16 protein-coding genes are annotated in these 19,866 nt (G+C 63.3%); 11 read left to right on the plus strand and 5 right to left on the minus strand.

The window, feature by feature from the left end; translation table 11 throughout:
- Positions 1 to 132 precede the first annotated feature (132 nt).
- From D9M09_RS09670 to D9M09_RS09695, 6 genes are all read left to right on the plus strand, one after another.
- Positions 133 to 975 (plus strand): tetratricopeptide repeat protein, encoded by an 843-nt coding sequence (locus tag D9M09_RS09670; RefSeq protein ID WP_121669162.1) that lies wholly within the window; start codon positions 133 to 135, stop codon positions 973 to 975.
- Positions 972 to 1,973 (plus strand): tetratricopeptide repeat protein, encoded by a 1,002-nt coding sequence (locus D9M09_RS09675; protein WP_162995624.1) that lies wholly within the window; start codon positions 972 to 974, stop codon positions 1,971 to 1,973. Before D9M09_RS09670 ends, D9M09_RS09675 begins: the two co-directional genes overlap by 4 nt.
- 68 nt (positions 1,974 to 2,041) lie before the next feature.
- Positions 2,042 to 3,256 carry an AGE family epimerase/isomerase gene (locus tag D9M09_RS09680; protein WP_070310691.1) on the plus strand — a complete coding sequence of 405 codons (1,215 nt, stop codon included), beginning with the start codon at positions 2,042 to 2,044 and terminating at the stop codon, positions 3,254 to 3,256.
- Complete coding sequence (locus D9M09_RS09685; protein ID WP_070310690.1) at positions 3,253 to 4,185, plus strand: carbohydrate kinase family protein; 933 nt, start codon at positions 3,253 to 3,255, stop codon at positions 4,183 to 4,185. Before D9M09_RS09680 ends, D9M09_RS09685 begins: the two co-directional genes overlap by 4 nt.
- Before the next feature lie 263 nt (positions 4,186 to 4,448).
- Positions 4,449 to 4,901, plus strand: coding sequence for a hemerythrin domain-containing protein (locus tag D9M09_RS09690; RefSeq protein ID WP_070310706.1), 453 nt, complete (start codon positions 4,449 to 4,451; stop codon positions 4,899 to 4,901).
- Between the two features lie 393 nt (positions 4,902 to 5,294).
- Positions 5,295 to 6,935 (plus strand): diguanylate cyclase domain-containing protein, encoded by a 1,641-nt coding sequence (locus tag D9M09_RS09695; protein WP_070310689.1) that lies wholly within the window; start codon positions 5,295 to 5,297, stop codon positions 6,933 to 6,935.
- Positions 6,936 to 6,985: 50 nt separating this feature from the next.
- Here the strand turns inward: D9M09_RS09695 and D9M09_RS09700 are convergent, their stop codons facing one another.
- Positions 6,986 to 8,083: a LacI family DNA-binding transcriptional regulator gene (locus D9M09_RS09700; protein WP_083293469.1), complete on the minus strand. Its 1,098-nt coding sequence runs from the start codon at positions 8,081 to 8,083 to the stop codon at positions 6,986 to 6,988.
- Entirely contained in the window at positions 8,067 to 9,980 is a 1,914-nt protein-coding gene (locus tag D9M09_RS09705; RefSeq protein ID WP_070291724.1) for a glucokinase, read from the minus strand. Before D9M09_RS09705 ends, D9M09_RS09700 begins: the two co-directional genes overlap by 17 nt.
- A 345-nt stretch (positions 9,981 to 10,325) precedes the next feature.
- Here D9M09_RS09705 and D9M09_RS09710 point away from each other — a divergent pair, with 345 nt between their 5' ends.
- The 5 genes from D9M09_RS09710 to D9M09_RS09730 all read left to right on the plus strand — a co-directional run bounded on the left by D9M09_RS09710 (position 10,326) and on the right by D9M09_RS09730 (position 16,205).
- The gene (locus D9M09_RS09710; RefSeq protein ID WP_083287142.1) at positions 10,326 to 11,612 is read left to right on the plus strand and encodes a maltoporin; all 1,287 of its coding nucleotides are present in this window, start codon (positions 10,326 to 10,328) and stop codon (positions 11,610 to 11,612) included.
- Positions 11,613 to 11,967: 355 nt separating this feature from the next.
- On the plus strand, positions 11,968 to 13,221 hold the full coding sequence (locus tag D9M09_RS09715; protein ID WP_035817882.1) for an ABC transporter substrate-binding protein: 1,254 nt from the start codon (positions 11,968 to 11,970) through the stop codon (positions 13,219 to 13,221).
- A 114-nt stretch (positions 13,222 to 13,335) separates the two neighbouring features.
- Positions 13,336 to 14,220 (plus strand): carbohydrate ABC transporter permease, encoded by an 885-nt coding sequence (locus D9M09_RS09720; protein WP_034777935.1) that lies wholly within the window; start codon positions 13,336 to 13,338, stop codon positions 14,218 to 14,220.
- Positions 14,217 to 15,086 carry a carbohydrate ABC transporter permease gene (locus D9M09_RS09725; RefSeq protein WP_070290751.1) on the plus strand — a complete coding sequence of 290 codons (870 nt, stop codon included), beginning with the start codon at positions 14,217 to 14,219 and terminating at the stop codon, positions 15,084 to 15,086. Before D9M09_RS09720 ends, D9M09_RS09725 begins: the two co-directional genes overlap by 4 nt.
- A 9-nt stretch (positions 15,087 to 15,095) precedes the next feature.
- Positions 15,096 to 16,205: an ABC transporter ATP-binding protein gene (locus D9M09_RS09730; RefSeq protein WP_070218108.1), complete on the plus strand. Its 1,110-nt coding sequence runs from the start codon at positions 15,096 to 15,098 to the stop codon at positions 16,203 to 16,205.
- A 72-nt stretch (positions 16,206 to 16,277) separates the two neighbouring features.
- On the opposite strand, the gene D9M09_RS09735 is transcribed toward D9M09_RS09730, so the two are convergent.
- The 3 genes from D9M09_RS09735 to D9M09_RS09745 all read right to left on the minus strand — a co-directional run bounded on the left by D9M09_RS09735 (position 16,278) and on the right by D9M09_RS09745 (position 19,863).
- Complete coding sequence (locus tag D9M09_RS09735; RefSeq protein WP_121669164.1) at positions 16,278 to 17,300, minus strand: ParB/Srx family N-terminal domain-containing protein; 1,023 nt, start codon at positions 17,298 to 17,300, stop codon at positions 16,278 to 16,280.
- Between the two features lie 99 nt (positions 17,301 to 17,399).
- The gene (locus D9M09_RS09740) at positions 17,400 to 18,635 is read right to left on the minus strand and encodes a maltoporin (RefSeq protein WP_070218107.1); all 1,236 of its coding nucleotides are present in this window, start codon (positions 18,633 to 18,635) and stop codon (positions 17,400 to 17,402) included.
- Positions 18,636 to 18,729: 94 nt separating this feature from the next.
- Positions 18,730 to 19,863, minus strand: a complete 1,134-nt coding sequence (locus D9M09_RS09745) for an ABC transporter ATP-binding protein (RefSeq protein WP_121669165.1) — start codon at positions 19,861 to 19,863, stop codon at positions 18,730 to 18,732.
- Positions 19,864 to 19,866: the final 3 nt, after the last annotated feature.

Genomic DNA, 19,866 nt, shown 5'->3' on the forward strand with positions numbered 1-19,866 from the left:
CATTCCTGTGTCAGTGGTGGGCCCGTGCAATGTAAGCCTGCCGGCGTGCCCTGTCAAACTTCGCCTACCGTGCGCGCCTGTCCCGCATGGCATCGGCTACCATGCGTATTTTCTTCTTTTCGACACCGCCGCATGCCCACGAAATTACTATTGCTGATCCCTTTGCTATTGCCGCTGCCCGTCCTTGCCCAGACCTCGCCCACCTTGCTCGATCTGCAGCTGATCGCCATCAAGGCACGGGCCGATGCGGCCAGCCATAGCCCGGAAAGCATCGCCGAGTTTGCCGAGACCCGGCGTATGGCTGAAACGGGCGACGTGGAGGCGCAGCTGGAGCTGGCGCGCATGCTGCAGCTGGGCGTCGGCACGCCGCAAGACACGGCGCACTCGATGGCCTGGATACGCAAGTCGGCCGAAGGCGGCTACGCGCCGGCGCAATCGGCCTTGGGCCTGGCCTACACCGTGGGCGGCAAGGTGCCGATCGACCGCGTGCAGGGAGAGTACTGGCTGCGCAAGGGCGTGGCGCAGGGCGACGCGCTGGCGCAAACCATCCTGGCGCTGGAATTCATCGATGGCAGCAGCCCTGCCGAAGAACAAGCGCTGGCCATCGCATGGCTGAAGAAGGCCGCGCTCGAAGAACACTTTATTCCTGCCTATAACGCGCTCGGTGAACACCTGATGCGCGCAGCCGCCGATGAGCAGGAGCGCGGCGAGGCCTTCCGCTGGTATGACAGATCGGCGCGTGAAAAGGAGCCGGCCGGCATGCGCAACCTGGCCCGCTCGCACGAGCTGGGTCTGGGCGTGGCGCAGTCGGACAAGCTGGCCCTGGTCTGGTACGAGCGGGCGGGATGGAGCGGCGACCTGCCCGCCATGCGGCGCATGCTCGAGGTGTACGTGAAGGGTGAACTGGGACAGGCGGCGAATGCCGAAGACGCCGCCGAATGGCGCGCCAGGCTGGCGGAAAGCGAGAAGAAATGAAGACCATCGTATTGTTATTGACCCTGGCGCTGGCGCAGCCCGTGCTGGCGCAGCCTGCGCCCTCCAAAGAACCGCGCCAGCATCCGGCGCTGGCCGAATTCGATATGTCCGGCCTCGACGACATGCGCGCGAAGGTGCAGGCCGTGGTCAACCGCCCGGCCGACCTGTCGCCGGAAAAAATCGCCGCCTACGAAAAGACGCGCCGCGCCGCGCAAAAGGGCGATGCGGCCGCCCAGCTGGAGCTGGCGCAGATGCTGCACGAAGGCGAGGGCACGCCGCGCGACGTTGACGCCGGCCTGGCGTGGATGCGGAAATCGGCCGAGGGCGGCTATGGCCCGGCGCAGGCATTCCTGGGCGTCGCCTATACGCTGGGGCAGGGCATGGCGGTGGACCGCAAGCTGGGCGAATACTGGTCGCGCAAGGGCGCCGCGCAAGGCGTGGAACTGGCCAACTTCATGGTGGCCCAGCATTTCGAAAACATCCACAGCAGCCCGGAAGAACAGGCGCACGCGCTGCACTGGCTGAAGTTCTATGCCGAAAACGGCTTCATTCCCGCCTACAATGAAATCGGCTACCGGCTGATGATGACGGCGCACGATGACGCGCAGCGCAGGGAAGCGTTCGGCTGGTACATGCAGGCGGCCAAGGCGCTCGATCCGCCGGGCTTGAACAATGTCGCCTACTCGTATGAAGTGGGGCAGGGCGTGCCGCAGAGCGACGAGGCGGCGCTGGGCTGGTACGAAATGGCGGCCATCGCGAAAAGCCCGCCGGGCCAGACGGGTTTTGCGCGCCTGCTGGAGCAGGGTCGCGGCGGTCCCACGCGTCAAGGGCCGGCACCCCAGCCCTTCGAGTTGTACCTGCTGGCGGCGAAGCAGGGCGACGCGGAAGCCATCGAGCGGCTGGTCAAGGTGTACGATAAGGGCGAGTTGGGGCAGGCGGCCGACCCGGCCAAGGCGGCGCTGTGGCGTGAAAAGCGCAAGTCAGCCACGCCCCCTTAAGTGGACGAGACGGGGCGGAAACGGCATGCTATCATCATTGTTATCGATAACAATATCATGAGAGACCCATGAATCCCGATTTTCGCTCCAGGGCTATGCTTGAAAAGCACATCCTGCACACGATGCATTTCTACCACCCGCGCGCGTTTGACCCGAGCGGCGGCTTTTATCACTTCTTCCTCGACGACGGCACCGTGTACGACGCTGCCACGCGCCACCTGGTCAGCAGCACGCGCTTCATCTTCAATTACGCCATGGCTTACCGCCATTTCGGCGGCGACGATTACCAGGCGGCGCTGCGCCATGGCGTGGCATTTTTGCGCGACGTGCACCGCGACCCGGACACGGGCGGCTACGCCTGGCAACTGTCGTGGAAAGACGGCGTCAAGACTGTGGAAGACGGCGCCAATCACTGCTATGGCCTGGCCTTCGTGCTGCTCGCGTATGCGCATGCCTTGCAAGCCGGCGTGACGGAAGCGCGCGCCTACCTGGACGAGACCTTCGAACTGATGGAGCAGCGCTTCTGGCTGCCCGAGCACGGCCTGTATGCGGACGTGGCCAGCGCCGACTGGGTCACGCTCGATGGCTACCGTGGCCAGAACGCGAACATGCATGCGTGCGAAGCCATGCTGGCCGCGTTCGAGGCGACGGGCGAAGCGAGATATTTGCACCGCGCCGAGACGCTGGCGCACAACATCACGGTGCGCCAGGCGGGTCTCGCCAACGGCATGATCTGGGAACACTACAAGAGCGACTGGGCTATCGACTGGGATTACAACCTGCACGACAAGAGCAATATCTTCCGTCCCTGGGGCTACCAGCCCGGCCACTTCACGGAATGGGCCAAGCTGCTGTTGATCATGGAGCGCCACGCCAGGTTCATGGCCGGACCATCGGAGTGGCTGCTGCCGCGCGCGCGCGAACTGTACGACACGGCGCTGGCCAAGGCCTGGGATGGCGCGCATGGCGGCATCCACTACGGTTTTGGCCCGCACGATGAAATCTGCGACGGCGACAAATATTTCTGGGTGCAGGCGGAAAGCTTCGCCGCCGCCGCCGTGCTGGCCGCGCGCACAGGCGACGACGCCTACTGGCAAAGCTACGACAAGATATGGGACTACAGCTGGAAGCATTTCGTCGACCATGAACACGGCGCCTGGTACCGCATCCTGACGCCCGAGAACCAGAAAATCAGCAACGAGAAAAGCCCGGCCGGCAAGACCGATTACCACACCATGGGCGCCTGCTATGAAGTGCTGAACGTGCTCAAAGGTGCCGCATGAGCGCCGCCTTCCCGCGTGAATTTCCACAATTCGTGTCGGCCGGCGAAGCGCTGACGGACATGCTGCGCACGGGCGCGGACGCCTGGAGCAGCCAGGTGGGCGGCTCGACCTGGAACGTGGCGCGCGTGATGGCGCGCCTGGGCGTGCCCAGCGCCTTTGCGGGCGCCGTCAGCCTCGACGTCTTCGGCGACGCGCTGGCGCAAGCGACCGACGCGGCAGGCCTGGACATGCGCTTCTTGCAGCGCCGCGCGAAGTCGCCGCTGCTGGCCATCGTGCATGAACTGCATCCGCCCACGTATTACTTCATCGGCGACGACAGCGCCGACCTGCATTTCGACGCGGCGCAGCTGCCGGCCGGCTGGATGCAGGGCGCGCAATGGGTGCATTTCGGCGGCATCAGCCTGGCGCGCGAACCGCTGGCGGGCAAGCTGGTGGCGCTGGCGCAGGAGCTCAAGGCGGCTGGCGTGAAAATCAGCTACGACCCGAATTTCCGCATCATGATGGATGCGCGCTACGACGCCACCCTGCGCCGCATGACGGAGCTGGCCGACGTGATCAAGGTGTCCGATGAAGATCTGGCAGGCCTGTTCCGCCACGACGACATCGATGGCGCGTTTGCCATGCTGCGCGGCTGGAATCCGCACGCCACGTATTTGTATACGCGCGGCGCGCAAGGTGCGGCGCTGTACCTGGGCGAGCAGACATGGCAGGCGGCCCCGCCCGCCATCGAGGTGGTCGACTCGGTGGGCGCGGGCGACGCCAGCATCGGCGGCTTGCTGTACAGCCTGATGTACCGGCCCGATGCGGACGGCGGCCAGCACTTGCGCTTTGCCGTCGCGGCCGGAGCGGGCGCCTGCCTGGCGGCCGGCGGCTCGCCGCCTTCGGTGGACCTGGTGGAATCGCTGGCGCAGCGCACGCAGCTGCGTTAAGTCGTATGGCGCGGTGCGCCGGCAGGCAGGCGCACCACGCATATTTTTTACGCAATGCAAAAATTTATCATGGTCAGCTTGATCTGCATCGAAACGCGTTGACCTTCCCGCCAGGCCTACCTTGACGTTGGCAATCCTCCTACATGCACGCCGCATGGCCCTGTCTAGAATGGGGACTTCATTGCACACCTGGAGAACACATCATGGCCACCCAATCCCATCAGGCAGCGTCCGTTTCCCAGCAAAATGCCGGTATGCAAGACATGGATGCGATCGAATTGCTGACGCAAGATCATCAGACGGTGAAGGACTTGTTCGAACAGTACGAGGGGCTCAGCGACAGGTCGCTCGCCAGCAAACGCAAGCTGGCGCTGAAAATCTGCGAGGAATTGAGCAAGCATGCGATGGCGGAAGAGGAAATCTTTTATCCGGCCGTGCGCGAGGCCAGCCGCCTGAATGAAGACCTGATCGATGAAGCCATCGTCGAACATGCCTCGGCCAAGGAATTGATCGCGCAAATCGTCGCCATGGCGCCCGGCGAAGACTTGTACGACGCCAAGGTCAAGGTCTTGTCCAGGCAGATCGAGCAGCACGTACAGGAAGAGGAGGGCGAGATTTTTCCGCGCGCGCGTGAGGCGCAACTCGATCTGCTGGCCATGGGCGGCCAGATCGCGGCGCGCAAGGCGGAAATGCAAGTGCCCGGGATGCAGCCCTGAGCCTGCCTGGCCGCGTCTGACTAGCGCGCTGGCCCTGTCGACGCCCGTTACATCAAGGTAAGCGCCATCAGAGGATGCGTGGAGGGCGCCTGCTGGCGGCAGGCGGTTCGCCGCCAGCGGTGCAAGTGGTGGAATCGTTGCTGGAGCGTACGATATGGCGATGATGTGGGGATGGCGTGTCTATTCAGCGGCGCCAGGGCGCCCTTTTTGCGAGAATAGGCGTAAGATTTGCTCTCTTGCCATGTCAAGAGCCTGTTCTGGGAGTGTATTCATCCGGGGATAGGTTCGAAGTCATGCGCTGACCGATATGCCGTGCTTCCCATTGCCATGCATGGCGCCACTTGGCCGGGTCCGTGCGCTTTACAGAGCACGGGCGCTGAGAAGGAAGTCCGCATGCATAAGATCTGGAAGTTTTTCAATCCCCGGAGCTTCAAATTCAAGATGACTGTGCTCGTGGGCGTACTGGTGCTGTGCGCAACGGGTTCTGTTGCGCTCACATCGCTGTCTGTCGCGCAAGGGCAGATGGTATCCGTTATCGGCAATCAGCAATATGCCTTGCTGACCAGTGCCGCGGCATATATCGACGAAGACTTGAATGCCAAGAAAGCGCTGCTCAAGGTGCTGGCGGAAGGGCTGCCTGCGGATGTGTATGAACATCCGCAGCGGATGCAGGCATTTATAGAAAATCATCCAACTCTGCGCGAGGAATTTTTCAATCTCGTCGCCTTTGATGCTACCGGGAAACTGATTGCCAGCATGAATGACCGGCGCGTGGCCGGCAAGCTCAATTTCGCTGCGCGCGAATATTTTATCGATACCGTGAAGCTCAGGGAAGGCGTGATATCGCGTCCATTCAAGAGCCAGCTGTCGGGCAAGCCCGTTGTGCTGGTAACCGAACCGATCTATGACAAAGCCGGAAAATTGTTGTATGTAATCGCTGGCGGTCTGAATTTGCAAAGCCCGACATTTTTTGGCCAGTGGGAGCAGCTCAAGCCGGGCAAGAGCGGTTATCTGTTCATGTTGACCGACGACGGCACGATACTCCACCATCCGGACCCGGCGCGCGTCCTGAAGCGGGTGCATGATGAAACGGGCGGCGCAACCCCTTCCACCTTGGCCGCATTGCGGGGATTCGACGGTTGGACGCAAGGTAAAACCAAGCTGGGCGTGCAGGCAATTATGACGTACAAGCATTTGCGCGCGGCAGATTGGATCATCGGCGCCGTCTATCCTGAAAGCGAGGCATTCACGCCGGTCACCGATATGTATGCCAAAGTCATCATTGCTTCGTCAGGCGTGGCCTTTCTGGCCAGTTGTGCCGGCTGGATCGCGGTAATGCTGCTCTTGCGTCCTTTGGGCGATCTGGGCCGGCATGTGGCGAGCATACGCTCAGGCAATGCCGATATTGCGGTGTTTGATATCGCCCGTAAAGACGAGTTTGGAAAGCTGAGCCGTGCATTCTATGCGCTGTCGCTGCAGAGGGAAGCGGCGGAAAACAACCTCGCCGCTCTGGCGCGTACTGACATGCTGACGGGCCTGCACAACAGGCGCATGTTTGACGAGGCGCTGGCCGCGGCATTGACGCGTGCGCGGCGCGCTGGCACGGGCCTGGCGCTGGCGTATCTGGATATCGACTATTTCAAAAAAATAAATGACACATATGGTCATGGTATCGGCGATCTGGTATTGATTGAATTTGCCAAACGGCTCAAAGCTTGCGTCCGGGCCTCCGACACGGTGGCGCGCCTTGCCGGCGACGAGTTTGTCATTATTTTTGAACAACTGACGGAGCAGTCCGAGCTCGCGGTACTGGGCAAGAAAATCGTGCAAGGGATGGCCGTGCACTTTGATTGCGGCGGTATCGGTCTGCATGTCACCACCAGTGTCGGCTTGGCGTTCTGCACCCGCGGCGATACGACGGCGGGGGCATTCTTGACGGCGGCCGATACGGCGCTCTACAAGGCAAAAAGCGCTGGCCGCAACGGTTATGCCGTCACTTCCATCGGCAGCCCCGCCTTGACCGAGGCGCTGTAGGGCCGGGTGCGCCGGAATGGCGGGTGGTGGCATCGCCTGTTCCGGCAGCGTCAAGGCCTGCGCTGGCCCTGTGCCGTCGGCGGCGCATAGCTGCCCGACGATGCGCGCTCTACCAGGGTAAATTCCATCAAGTGATGCGTGGCGGGCGCCGTTTCCCCGGCGCGGCGCTGGCGTATCTCGTCGATGACGAGCTTGACGGCGGCGCGCGCCATGTCGGCGATGGGCTGGTGGATGGTGGTCAGCTCGGGCCAGACGGTGCTGGCGACGGGCGTGTCGTCGAAGCCGCACACGCTCAATTGCGCCGGCACCTGCAAGCCCATGCCGTGCGCCACGGCCAGGGTGGCGGCGGCCATGTCGTCATTGCTGGCGAAGATGGCGCTGGGGTACGGTTCGTGCGCCAGCAGCCGGCGCGCCGCGTCGAGCCCCGAACGGTAGGTAAAATAGCCTTGCGCCACCCTGTGCGGCGGCACTGGCAAGCCCGCTTCCCGCATGGCGTCCTCGAAGGCCTGGCGGCGCAGCAGGGCGGGCGTGTGCGCCGGGTCGCCCTCGATGAAGCCGATGTCGCGGTGGCCCAGTGAGATCAAATGGCGCGTCATGGCCAGCGCGCCCTCGTAGTCGTCGATGCGCACGGCCGAGACGCCGGGCGAGGGGCGCGCCGTGGCCACGGCGATGGCGGGGATACCCATGGTATTGAGCTGCGCCAGCACTTCCGGTGAATCGCACAGGGGCGGCGGCACGAGGATGCCGTCCACGCCGGCCGCCACCAGGCAATCGATGCCGGCGCGCTGGCTATCGAGGTCTTCGCAGCGTTCGAGCAGCAGCTGGCCACCGCCCTGGCGGCACTGGTCCATGGCGCCGACGAGAAATTCACTGAGGAAGGCCGCGCTGGGGTTGCTGTATAACAAGCCGATGCGCAGGGTGCCCGTGCGGGCGGCACGGGCCGCCAGGTTGGGCTGGTAGCGCAGGCTGGCGATGGCCGCCTCGACCTTGTCGCGCGTGGCCGCCCTGACGCTGGCGCGCCCGTTGATGACGCGCGATACCGTCATGGCCGAGACGCCGGCCAGGCGCGCCACGTCGTGCACGGTGGCGCCGCTGGCCGTGTCGGCGGCGGCGTGGGCGGCATGCGCCGCCTTATTCGAGGTGGCCACCGAATTTCAGCTTGCCGCTGATGCGCATGCCGTGCAATTGACCCTCTTCCAGCTGGGCGGCGCTGGTGCGCTGCGCCGTGTCGCGCCGCGCCAGTCCCACCGACAGGATATCGAGCATCATCAGCTGCAGCAGGCGCACGATCATGGGCACGAAATTGAGGTTGCCTTCCGGGTGGTTCAGGGTCAGCAGCACGTCGGCCAGCTTGGCCAGCGGCGAACCGCTGGCCGTGATCGCCAGCACGCGCGCGCCGCAGCCCTGCGCCACCTTGACGGTACGCAGCAGGTCGGGCAGGGCGCCCGAACGGGAAATGACCAGCGCCACGTCGCCCGGCTTGAGCATGGCGGCGCTCATTTCCTGCGCCTGCGGATCGGCAAAGAAGCTGCTGACGATGCCCAGATTGAGCAGCTTGTGCTGCATGTCGTCGGCCACCACGCGGGCGCTGCCCACGGCCAGCAATTCCACGCGCTGCGCGCCGCGCAGCAGTTCGATGGCCGCCGTCAGCGCCTTCACGTCGAGCATGTCGCGCAGGGCCAGCGCGGCCGAAGCGTTATTGCCCAGCACCTTGCGCGCCAGTTCCGCGTCGGAGTCCGAAATCTCCACGTGGCAGTGCGCCACCGTGATGGCGCCGCCCGTCAGGCCGGAAGCGAGTTTTAATTTGAAATCGGCCAGGCCCTGCACGCCGATCGAGCGGCAAAAGCGCATCACGGTCGGCTGGCTCACGCCGACCCGCTGGGCGATTTCGGCGATCGGCAGGGTCAGCATGGCGTTCGGCTCTTTCAATACCCAGTCGGCCACCTTGCATTCCGATGGACTCATGCGCCCGCGCGCCTGGCGCACGGATTCGAGCACGGGCGCGCCGGTATGGGCGCGCTTGAGCTTTTGCGCCAGGATGGCGGCGATGCCCAGAAAAGTAGGCAGTTCGGCCGTGATCAGAAACGTGGGGATCTGCGCCAGGTATTCGTTCAGGCGGCCCTTTTGCTCGAAGCGGGCGCGGAACTGCGACCGTTCGAACAAAGGCCCCAGGCGCGGCACGATGCCCCCGCCTATATAGATGCCGCCCAGGGCGCCCAGGGTCATGGCCACGTTGCCGGCGATGGAGCCGAGGATGGCGCAGAAGCAGTCGACCGCTTCCAGGCACACGTCGCATTCATTGTTCAGGGCGCGGCTGGTGATGTCGGCCGCCAGCAGCGGCGGGACGTCATGCCGGCCAGCCCGGTCGGACAGGGCGCGGTAGATCAGTTCCAGCCCGCGCCCGGAGGCGAGGCGCTCGGCCGAGACGTGCGACAGTTCGCGCCAGGCGAAGGACAGCACGTCCATCTCGCGCTGGTCGCAGGGGGCGAAGCTGACGTGGCCGCCTTCGCTGCCCAGCGCGATCCAGCGGTCTTCCGCGGGGATCATGCCCGACACGCCCAGGCCCGTGCCCGAACCGAGCAAACCGATGACGCTGTCGGCGCGCGCCATGCCGCCGCCGATCTGCTGGCGCTGGTCGGGCCGCAGATAGGGCAGGGCCATGGCCAGCGCCGTGAAGTCGTTCACCACCAGCAAGGTGTCGAGGCCCAGTGCGGCGCGCATCGCCTCGATCGAGAAGAACCAGTGATGGTTCATCATGCGGATATTGTCGTCGTCGATGGGATTGGCGATGGCGATGGCCGCATGGCGCACGCGTGCCGAACCGGCGGCGCGCGCCTCGCTGCTATCCATATATGCGGTGATGGCGTCGAGCAGCGACGCGTAGTCGTCGCAGGGCAGCACGGCGACCGCTTCCAGGTGGCCCTGGCGCGTTTCCAGCACGAAGCGGGCATTGGTGCCGCCGATGTCTGCCAGCAGGCGCGGGCCTTCACTGAAACGCTCCGCTGGATCGCTGCCTGCTACTTCCATTTTTTCATCAATTTTCATGGCGGTGCTTTGTCTCGTCTGCGTGCGTGGTCGTGGCCGCGCACTGTCGTTATGGGCAAAAACCAAGGATTTTAATTCGTATACGTGCCGCGTGCCGAAAAATGCGGGATGCCTGCGCAAATGCCTGTCCAAGGTGCCAGATGCGGTGGCGCCAGCGGGAAAAACAGGGCAGTCAACTCGCCTGTCGGTACGCAAATAAAGTGTCGCAGAGTAGTCGTAGGATTACAACATAATATGTTGATATTTGTTCGTAGTATAGTTACTATGTCCCTGCTGGAAAGAATTCTGGCCAGTACATTCGGCCACGAATGACTAGATAAAAAATAACTACTGAGGAGACTTATCATGCTGCATCGCAACATGTTGAAGGCCGTGTTGAAGACACTGCCAGCTGCCATCGTCTTGGCCATCGCCAGCGGTTCCGCTGCCGCCGACCCTATGTACCCATCCGATTCCGAAGGCTTCCATGGCTACCTGCGCGCCGGCGCCGGCAGCAATACCTCGGGCGGCGGCGGTTCGCAAGGCTGCTTCGGTCTGGGCGGCAATACCATGAAATATCGTCTGGGCAATGAGTGCGACGCCTACACGGAATTCGGCTACACCAAGTCCGTCGCCCAGTCCGGCGGCGTGAACTACCTGGCCACCATCTGGGTCAACGCTTACGCGCCCAACTCGGATTTCGGCGACAACAAACTGGGCATCGTCAAGGCCTATGTCGAAGCACAGGGACTCGATTTCCTGAACGGCGGCACGGCCTGGATCGGCAAGCGCTTCTACTACCGTCCTGACATCCACATGCTGGACTTGCAGTACATCAACATGAACGGCACGGGCGCCGGCCTGGACCGCATTCCTGCGGGCCCCGGTAAATTCTCGTACGCCTTCTTCAAGGACAACGACATCAACACCGTGTCGAAGACCGGCGTCGTCAGCACCAAATCGGCCGTGCGCCAGAACTTCATCTACGGCGAGATTCCCGTCAATGAAAACGGCACCCTGGACCTGGCCGCGACCTACATCATCGGCGAAGGCAAGGACAACGACGCTTACGGCCAGAAGCACAATGGCTGGCAATTGTCGGCCTTCCACCGCCAGGCGAAAGTGTTCGGCGGCGGCAATACCTTCGGCGTGCAGTACGGCGTCGGTCCTGGCACCGGCAAGGGTGCGCAGTTCGGCGCGTCGGGCGACACCAATTTCGGTTCGGACGTGAAACGCACGCGCATCTTCAATGACATGGCGATCCAGCCGATGGCCAACTTCGGCATGGAATTCGTCGCCCTGTGGCAAAAAGACGAATCGAACGCCAACGGTTCGTCGACCTGGACCTCGGTCGGCGTGCGTCCCGTGTACGCGTTCACCAACAACTTCAAGCTGGTGGGCGAACTGGGCACGGACCGCGTGACGCAAGCGGGCGGCCTGCCGGCCAAGCGCCTGACCAAGCTGACCATCGCCCCGACGATCTCGGCCGGCCCTGGCCTGTGGTCGCGTCCTGAACTGCGCGCTTTCGTGACCTACGGCAAATGGAACGATGCGGCCACCGCCTCGGTCAATGCGTCGAACAACGGCGGCCCGATCTACAACAACAATACCAGCGGCACCTCTTACGGTTTCCAGGTGGAAACCTGGTTCTAAACACCGAACCAAACCTGCTGCGCGGCGCGCTTTGCGGCCTGCGATGCTCACCGGGCTTTAGCCCGGCTGCGCTTCTTAGCCACAAATCACTGCCGCTCGCGACGGTTTTGTTCAGTGTTGACGTTTGTAATGCAGATCAACCTGGCGCATCCTTCGCGGATGCGTTTTTGGCGCCGTCCCGTGATATAAATGCAATGTAGTCATGTCATGGATCACGGCGCCGTCTTTACACCAAGATGATGCCCGTTTGCAAGCGGGTCTGAGCACAAGAGCGCCGGTACAGGCGCAGATTTCACCTTTTTCGGCCCCGTATGCCGAAGCCCCCTAAAAGCTTGATCAAAAAAGGAATGTGGAGATGAAACTGAAATTCAAGATTACCCAACTGGCCGCATTGACCACCCTGGCATTTGCCGGCAGCGCGTTTGCGACCGACGTGGAAGTGTTGCACTACTGGACCTCCGGCGGCGAAGCGAAGTCCGTGGGCCAGTTGCAGCAAATCGTGAAGGAAAGCGGCTTCGGCTGGAAAGATTTCGCCGTGGCTGGCGGCGCTGGCGAAAACGCCGCGACCGCGCTGAAAACCCGCGTCATTTCCGGCAACCCGCCGACGGCTGCGCAGATCAAGGGCCCATCGATCCAGGAGTGGGGCGCCGAAGGCGTGCTGGCCAATATCGATGATGCCGCCATTCCAGGCAAATGGGATGCCGTGCTGCCGAAAGTCGTCGCCGATATCATGAAATACAAGGGCCACTACGTTGCCGCTCCCGTCAACGTCCACCGTGTCAACTGGATGTGGGTCAATCCGGAAGTGCTGAAAAAAGCCGGCGTGGCCACCACCCCGACCACCTGGGATGCGTTCTTCGACGCGGCCGAGAAGATCAAGAAATCGGGCGGCATCGCGATCGCCCACGGCGGCCAGCCTTGGCAGGACGCCACCGTGTTTGAATCCGTCGCGCTGGGCGTGGGCGGCACGGAGTTCTACAAGAAAGCCATCCTCAAGCTGGATCAGAAGGAATTGACCGGTCCGACCATGCTCAAGGTGTTCGACACCCTGGGCAAGGTGAAGACCTACATCGACAAGGATGCGGCTGGCCGCGACTGGAACCTGGCGACCGCCATGGTCATCAACAACAAGGCCGGCTTCCAGTTCATGGGCGACTGGGCCAAGGGCGAGTTCACGGCCGCCGGCAAGGTGCCGGGCAAGGACTACCTGTGCGTGGCAGCGCCTGGCACGGACAAGGCCTACACCTTCAACATCGATTCGTTTGCCATGTTCACGCAAAAAGATGCGAATGCGAAGAAAGGGCAGATCGCCCTGGCCAATGCCATCATGAATCCGAAGTTCCAGTCGATTTTCAACCTGAACAAGGGTTCCATCCCCGTGCGTTCCGGCGTATCGAAGGACAAGTTTGACGCTTGCGCCCTGAAATCGATGGAAGACATGGACGCCACCAACAAGACCGGCGGCCTGGTGCCATCGTTCGCCCACGGCATGGCGCTGCCATCGGCCACGCAAGGCGCCGTGACCGACGTCATCGCCAAGTTCATGAACACCAACATGAGCTCGAAAGACGCGGTCGCAGCGCTGGCCAAAGCGGCAAAAGTGAAGTAATCACGACGGCGCCGGCACTCTCGCCGGCGCCCGCTGCATCGCATGCATCGCAGGCGTCCGCCCTGGCTTCGGCCAGGCCGGCGCCACACGCAGTTCTACTTCTACGGCTGTCCTATGTCCATACGCAAGCAATTCGACCGATGGATACCGCAGATGGTGCTGGGCCCCACGCTCATCGCCAGCTTGGTATTCGTCTATGGTTTTATCTTTTTGACCGGTTGGCTGTCGCTGACCGAATCGCGGCTGATGCCGAACTACGAGTTCGCCGGCCTGGTGCAATATTACGAGCTGTTCGACAACGAGCGCTGGTGGACCTCGCTCAAGAACCTCGGCATCTTCGGTGTCCTGTTCATCGGTTGCAGCATCGCCATCGGCCTGTTCCTGGCCATCCTGCTGGACCAGAAAATCCGCGCCGAAGGCGCGCTGCGCGCCATCTATCTGTATCCGATGGCGCTGTCCTTCATCGTCACCGGCACGGCCTGGAAATGGATGCTCAATCCCAGCCTGGGCCTGGAAAAGGTCATGCACGACTGGGGCTGGACCTCGTTCACCTTCGACTGGCTGGTGAACTCCGACATGGCCATCTACACGGTGGTGATCGCCGGCGTATGGCAGTCGTCGGGCTTTGTCATGGCCCTGTTCCTGGCCGGCCTGCGCGGCATCGACGATGAAATCATCAAGGCGGCGCAAGTCGACGGCGCGTCCCTGCCGACGATCTACTGGCGCATCGTGATTCCCGCCATGCGTCCCGTGTTCTTCAGCGTGCTGCTGATCCTCGCGCATATCGCCATCAAGAGCTTCGACCTGGTCATCGCATTGACGGCTGGCGGACCTGGCAATTCGTCGTCCGTGCCGGCCATCTTCATGTACCAGTTTTCCTTCACCCGCGGCCAGCTGGGCCTGGGCTCGGCATCGGCAATGATGATGCTGGCCACCATCGTGGCCGTGCTCGTGCCGCTGATGTACCTGGAAACGCGCAGCGCAAAGGCGATGAGATGACACCTACCCGCAATAATCGACTCACCCTCGGACGGGTGGTGGTATACCTGCTGCTGATTTTGTTCGCGGTGTACTACATCGTGCCTCTGTACGTGACCCTGTCGACATCGTTCAAGTCGCTCGACGAGATCCGCAGCGGCAACCTGCTGGCCTTGCCGCACGTGTGGCAGTTCGATTCCTGGGCCAAGGCCTGGTCGTCGGCCTGCACAGGCGTCACCTGCGACGGCATGCAGCCGTTCTTCTGGAACTCGATCAAGATGGTGATTCCCGCCGTGCTGATCTCGACCTTCCTGGGCGCCTTCAACGGCTATGTGTTCGCGCACTGGCGCTTCCGCGGTTCGGAAATACTGTTCGCCGCCTTGCTGGTGGGCTGCTTCATCCCGTTCCAGGTCGTGATCCTGCCGATGGCGCGTCTGCTGGGTGAATTCGGCCTGGCCAATACCACCACGGGTCTCGTCTTCGTCCACGTGGTGTATGGCACGGCCTTCACGACCCTGTTCTTCCGCAACTATTACATCGGCGTGCCGGAAGAACTGATCAAGGCGGCGCGGATCGACGGCGCCGGCTTCTTCCTGATCTTCCGCAAGATCGTGCTGCCGATTTCGGGTCCGATTTTCGTCGTCTGCATCATCTGGCAATTCACGCAGATCTGGAACGACTTCCTGTTCGGCATCGTCTTCGCCAGCGGCGATTCGCAGCCGATCACGGTGGGCTTGAACAACCTGGTCAACACGTCCACGGGCGTGAAGGAATACAACGTCAACATGGCCGCCGCGGTGATTGCCGCGCTGCCGACCCTGCTGGTCTATCTGGTCGCAGGCCGTTATTTTGTGCGCGGTCTGACCGCAGGCGCAGTCAAAGGTTAAGGAAAGAATATGTCCAGTTTATCGATACGCAGCATCCGCAAGGTGTACACGAATGGCGTCGAAGTCCTGAAAGGCATCGACATCGAGATCAAGGATGGCCAGTTCCTGATCCTCGTCGGCGGCTCCGGCTCCGGCAAGTCGACCCTGCTCAACATGGTGGCCGGCCTGGAAAGCGTCACCTCGGGCGAAATCCTCATCGACGGCAAGGTGGTCAACGACTTGCCGCCGAAGGACCGCGACATCGCCATGGTGTTCCAGTCCTACGCGCTGTACCCGTCGATGACGGTGCGCGAAAACATCGCGTTCGGCTTGAACGTGAAAAAGGTGCCGAAGGCGGAGCAGGAAGAAATCGTCTCGCGCGTGGCCGAAACGCTGCAGATCACGCACTTGCTGGACCGCCGCCCGGCGCAGCTGTCGGGCGGCCAGCGTCAACGCGTGGCCATGGGCCGCGCCATCTCGCGCAAGCCCTCGCTGTTCCTGTTCGACGAACCGTTGTCGAACCTGGACGCCAAGCTGCGCGTGGAAATGCGCGCCGAGATCAAGCTGCTGCACCAGCGCCTGAAGGCCACCATCGTCTACGTCACGCATGACCAGATCGAGGCGATGACGATGGGCGATCTGATCGCCGTCATGAAGGATGGGGTGGTGCAGCAACTGGGCACGCCGCAGGAAATCTACGACAATCCGGCGAATCTGTTCGTGGCCGGCTTCATCGGCTCGCCGTCGATGAACTTCATCACCGTCAAGCCTGTCATCGAGGGCAACGACGTGTTTGTCGCCATCGAGAATGCGGGCAAGAGCATGCGCCTGGCCTTGCCGTTCGCCGCCGACAAGCTGCGCAGCTATGCGGGCCGCGACGTGATCCTGGGCGTGCGTCCGGAGCAGATCACGGACATGAGCAGCGCGCACGGCGACGTGGGCCAGGAACTCGGTTGCCTGATCGACCTCGTCGAGCCGACCGGCCCCGATACCTTGCTGACGACGCGCCTGAACGGCGCCGCCGTGACTTGCCGCACGCACCCGCGCGAAGCGGTGCTGCCGGGGCAGACCATGCAGCTGTCGTTCAACCTGTCGAAAGCGGCCCTGTTCGACCCGGCCAACGGCGAGCGTATCGCGTAAGCGCCACCTGCCATGAAAAACGGCCCGCTTGTCCAGGTGACAGGCGGGCCGTTGTCGTTTACGCCGCCGCGCTTATTGCGCCAGCGATTTTTTATAGGCGATGGCGTGGCGCAGCTTGCCCTTGTCGCCGATCAGCTCATCGAACGCTTCCCGGTTGACTTCCCGCAGGGCGCCCAGTTCGCGCGCGCTCTTGCCGCCGCTGACGCTGTCGCCGGGCCGCAGCGCCGCCATTGCCTGCGCGGCCAGCAGGATCGCATTGGCATACGCGACCGGATCGCGCAGGTCGACACGCGCCAGGTCCAGCGCGGGCATGCGGCGCAGCCAGTCGGCCCAGTAAAACTCGAGAAATTCCGTGGCGTGCTCCGGCGGCTCGTAGCCGATCCCGCGCGTAAAGTAGACGAGCGAGCGGTACGGGTCGTTGCCCAGCGATGCGAGACCGATGGCGGGCGGCAGCTGCTGCGGCGTGATGGCCTGGTTGCGGCCGTTCTTCAGCCAGACCTTGTTTTCCGCGCGCATGCGGGTCCAGAAGGCCGCGTCGTCCAGCGCGCTGAAATTGTCGCTGACCTTGACCCAGACCTGCAATTGCTGATTGCGTCCGCCATCGGCTTCCCGGAAGGCGGAAAACGTGTGGTGGCCATCGGTCAGGTACACGAGGCCGCGCGGGCCGATGACGACGGTCTTCATGTCGTCCGGGCGGCTGCCCACGGCCGCCTTGCAGCGGTAGCCGGCCGGCGGCGCGGCCAGGGTGGCGCCGGCCACGTTGGCCGTGTTGGGCAAGACGTCGCCCTGGCCATTGGCCTCGCACAGGTCGGCAAATTTCCTGGGCTTGGCGATGTCCGCGATGTGTTTTTCTTCGGCCGCATAGCGTCCCAGCTTGTAGTACACCTGGTCGTAGCCGATGGCCGGTTGGGTCGGATGCAGTTCATCGAGGCGCACCTGCAGGATGCGCGGATGGGCGGCGCTGCCCGCCACGGTGGACATCAGCGCCTGCTGGCGCGCGCTGAGGGCGGGCGCGACGACGGCATCGCGGGACCATGCCATGCTGGCGAAAGACAGGGCCAGCGCGGCGGCGGCCCGGGGAAGTGCGGCGTGCATGCGACCTCCGAAGTGAGCGGTATGGCGTGCAGCATAGCGCGGCACGCGATTTCGCACAGTCCGACAGGCGCATGCACTGCGCCAGATCAAGCCAGTTTCTTAAAACCACGTCTCCACTTGCAGGCCGAATGAGGTGCCGCTGGTGGCGTTGCCGTATACGGGACCGGACTCGTTGGCCTTGTTGACGGCGGCCGTGGCGGCGTCGTTCCATTTGCCGTAGGTGACGAAGGCGCGCAACTCGGGACGCGACCAGTAACCCTTGCCCGCCGTCAGGGTGGGCGCGAAGGTCAGCTTGGTCAGGCGCTGGGCGGCGCCGCCCGTGGGCGAGGTCACGCGGTCCGTGCCCAGCTCGAACTGCAGCTTGAAGTTGTCGTTGACGGCATACACGGGGCGCACGCCCACGGTGGTCCAGGTCGAGCTGCCGCCCGAGACGTTGGACTTGTCGCGCTGCACGATGGCCACCATTTCCGCGCTCCACTCGGGCGTCGGCTGTATCCACAGCGAATTGAAGATGCGCAGGCGCGTGACGTCGCTGCCGTTGCGGATCGAGCCCGTGGTGCCCATGCGGTCGCAGCACTGGCCGCCGGCGCCCGTGCCCGGCCCGACGCCGTACTGGATGCCGAAGGTGTTGGCGCCGCCCCACACTTTATCCTGCTTGTGCAGCACGGTGGCCTGCCAGCCGCTGTGCGAGGTGCTGTCCTTCTTGTCGGGCGTGATGAGGGTGGTCAGTACTTCCAGCGTGCCATCCTGGTTGACGGGGATGCCCTGGTAGACGAGGTTTTGCCGGATGGCCGAGTTGCCGGGCTTGTCGTTATCCTTGAAGAAGCCATAGCTGATGCGGCCCGGTCCCAGCTTGTACTGGTCGATGCCGCCGCCCGTGCCGTTCATATTGATGTATTGCAAGTCCAGCATGTGGATGTCGGGACGCATGTAGTAGCGCTTGCCGATCCAGGCCGTGCCGCCGTTGAGCGTGGGTATGTTTTTCGCTTCCACGTACATCTTCGACATGCTCAGGTCCGAATCGCTGACGGCGGAGCTGGGCGTGTAGGCTGCCACCATGATATGGCCGACGAAGCTGACGCCGTTGGGCGACTTGGCCATTTCCTTCTGGTATTCGAATTCGCCATAGGTGTCGCATTCGTTGCCGAGCCGGTAGCGCATGGTGTTGCCGCCCAGGCCGTAGCAGCTTTGCGGGCCGCGGCTGTCCGTGCTCGAGCCGAGGCCGGCGCGGAAGTAGCCGTGGTATTCGCCTTCGGCATCGCTGGCGTGGGCGGCGCCGCAGGCCAGCAGCATGGTGCAGGCGAGGGCCAGCGAGGTCTTGATCGGGTGTTGCATACAATCTCCTTGTCGTTATTAAAATGCGTGCTTGGGCACGTCGTCTACCGGATCGCTGCCGATCCAGTCGGGGCGGCCGCCTGGGCGGGAAGGCTCAGGCGGCCAGATTCTGTTTCGAGGAAATCAGGTTGCCGGGCTGGCGCCGCGTGCGCGCCACGCCCTGCGCGTCGAACAGATGGAAGGCGCTGCTGGCGGCCGAGACCGTGAATGGCTGGCCCAGCGGCACGCGGTTGTTGCCGTCGCCGCGTATCACCAGTTCCTGGCCGTTGTCCAGGCTCAGGTAGATGAAATTGGCCTCGCCCAGGTGTTCCACCAGGCTGACGACGCCCTGGAAGCGGGCGCTGCCGCCGCCGTTTTCCAGGATATGTTCGGCCCGCAGGCCCGCCGTGACGGCGTCGCCCGCCCGCAGGCCGGCCGGATCGACGAGGGCCGTGATTTCCTGGCCGCTGGCCAGGGCCACGCGCACGCCATCTTCCTCGGCCGCAATGACTGTGCCCTCGAAGAAATTCATCATGGGCGCGCCGATGAAGCCGGCCACGAAGCGGTTCGCCGGCTGCTGGTATAGCTCCAGCGGTGTGCCCGCCTGCTGGATATGGCCGCCATGCATGACGACGATCTTGTCGCCCAGGGTCATCGCCTCGACCTGGTCGTGCGTCACATACACGATGGTGGCGTTCAGCTGGCGGTGCAGCTTGGCGATTTCCAGCCGCGTCTGCACGCGCAGGGCCGCGTCGAGGTTCGACAGCGGCTCGTCGAACAGGAACAGCTGCGGCTCGCGCACGATGGCGCGGCCGATGGCCACCCTCTGGCGCTGGCCGCCCGACAGTTCGCGCGGCAGGCGCTCGAGCAGATGGTCGATCTTCAGGATGGCGGCCGCGTGGCGCACGCGCCGGGCGATGTCATCCTTGCCGGCGCCGGCGATCTTCAGGCCGAACGCCATGTTGCGGAATACGCTCATGTGCGGATACAGCGCATAGCTCTGGAAGACCATGGCGATGCCCCGCTCGGCGGGCGGCAGGTCGTTGACGACCTTGCCGCCGATGGAGAGGGTGCCGTGCGAAATGCTTTCCAGACCGCACAGCATGCGCAGCAAGGTCGATTTGCCGCAGCCTGAAGGGCCCACCAGCACGACGAATTCACCGTCGCGGATGTCGAGGTCGATGCCGGCCAGCACGTTCGTGCGGCCGTCGTAGGATTTGCTCAGTTGTTGCAGGCTTACATGGGCCATGGT

The sequence above is a fragment of the Janthinobacterium agaricidamnosum genome, from assembly GCF_003667705.1.
Taxonomy (GTDB): Bacteria; Pseudomonadota; Gammaproteobacteria; order Burkholderiales; family Burkholderiaceae_D; genus Janthinobacterium.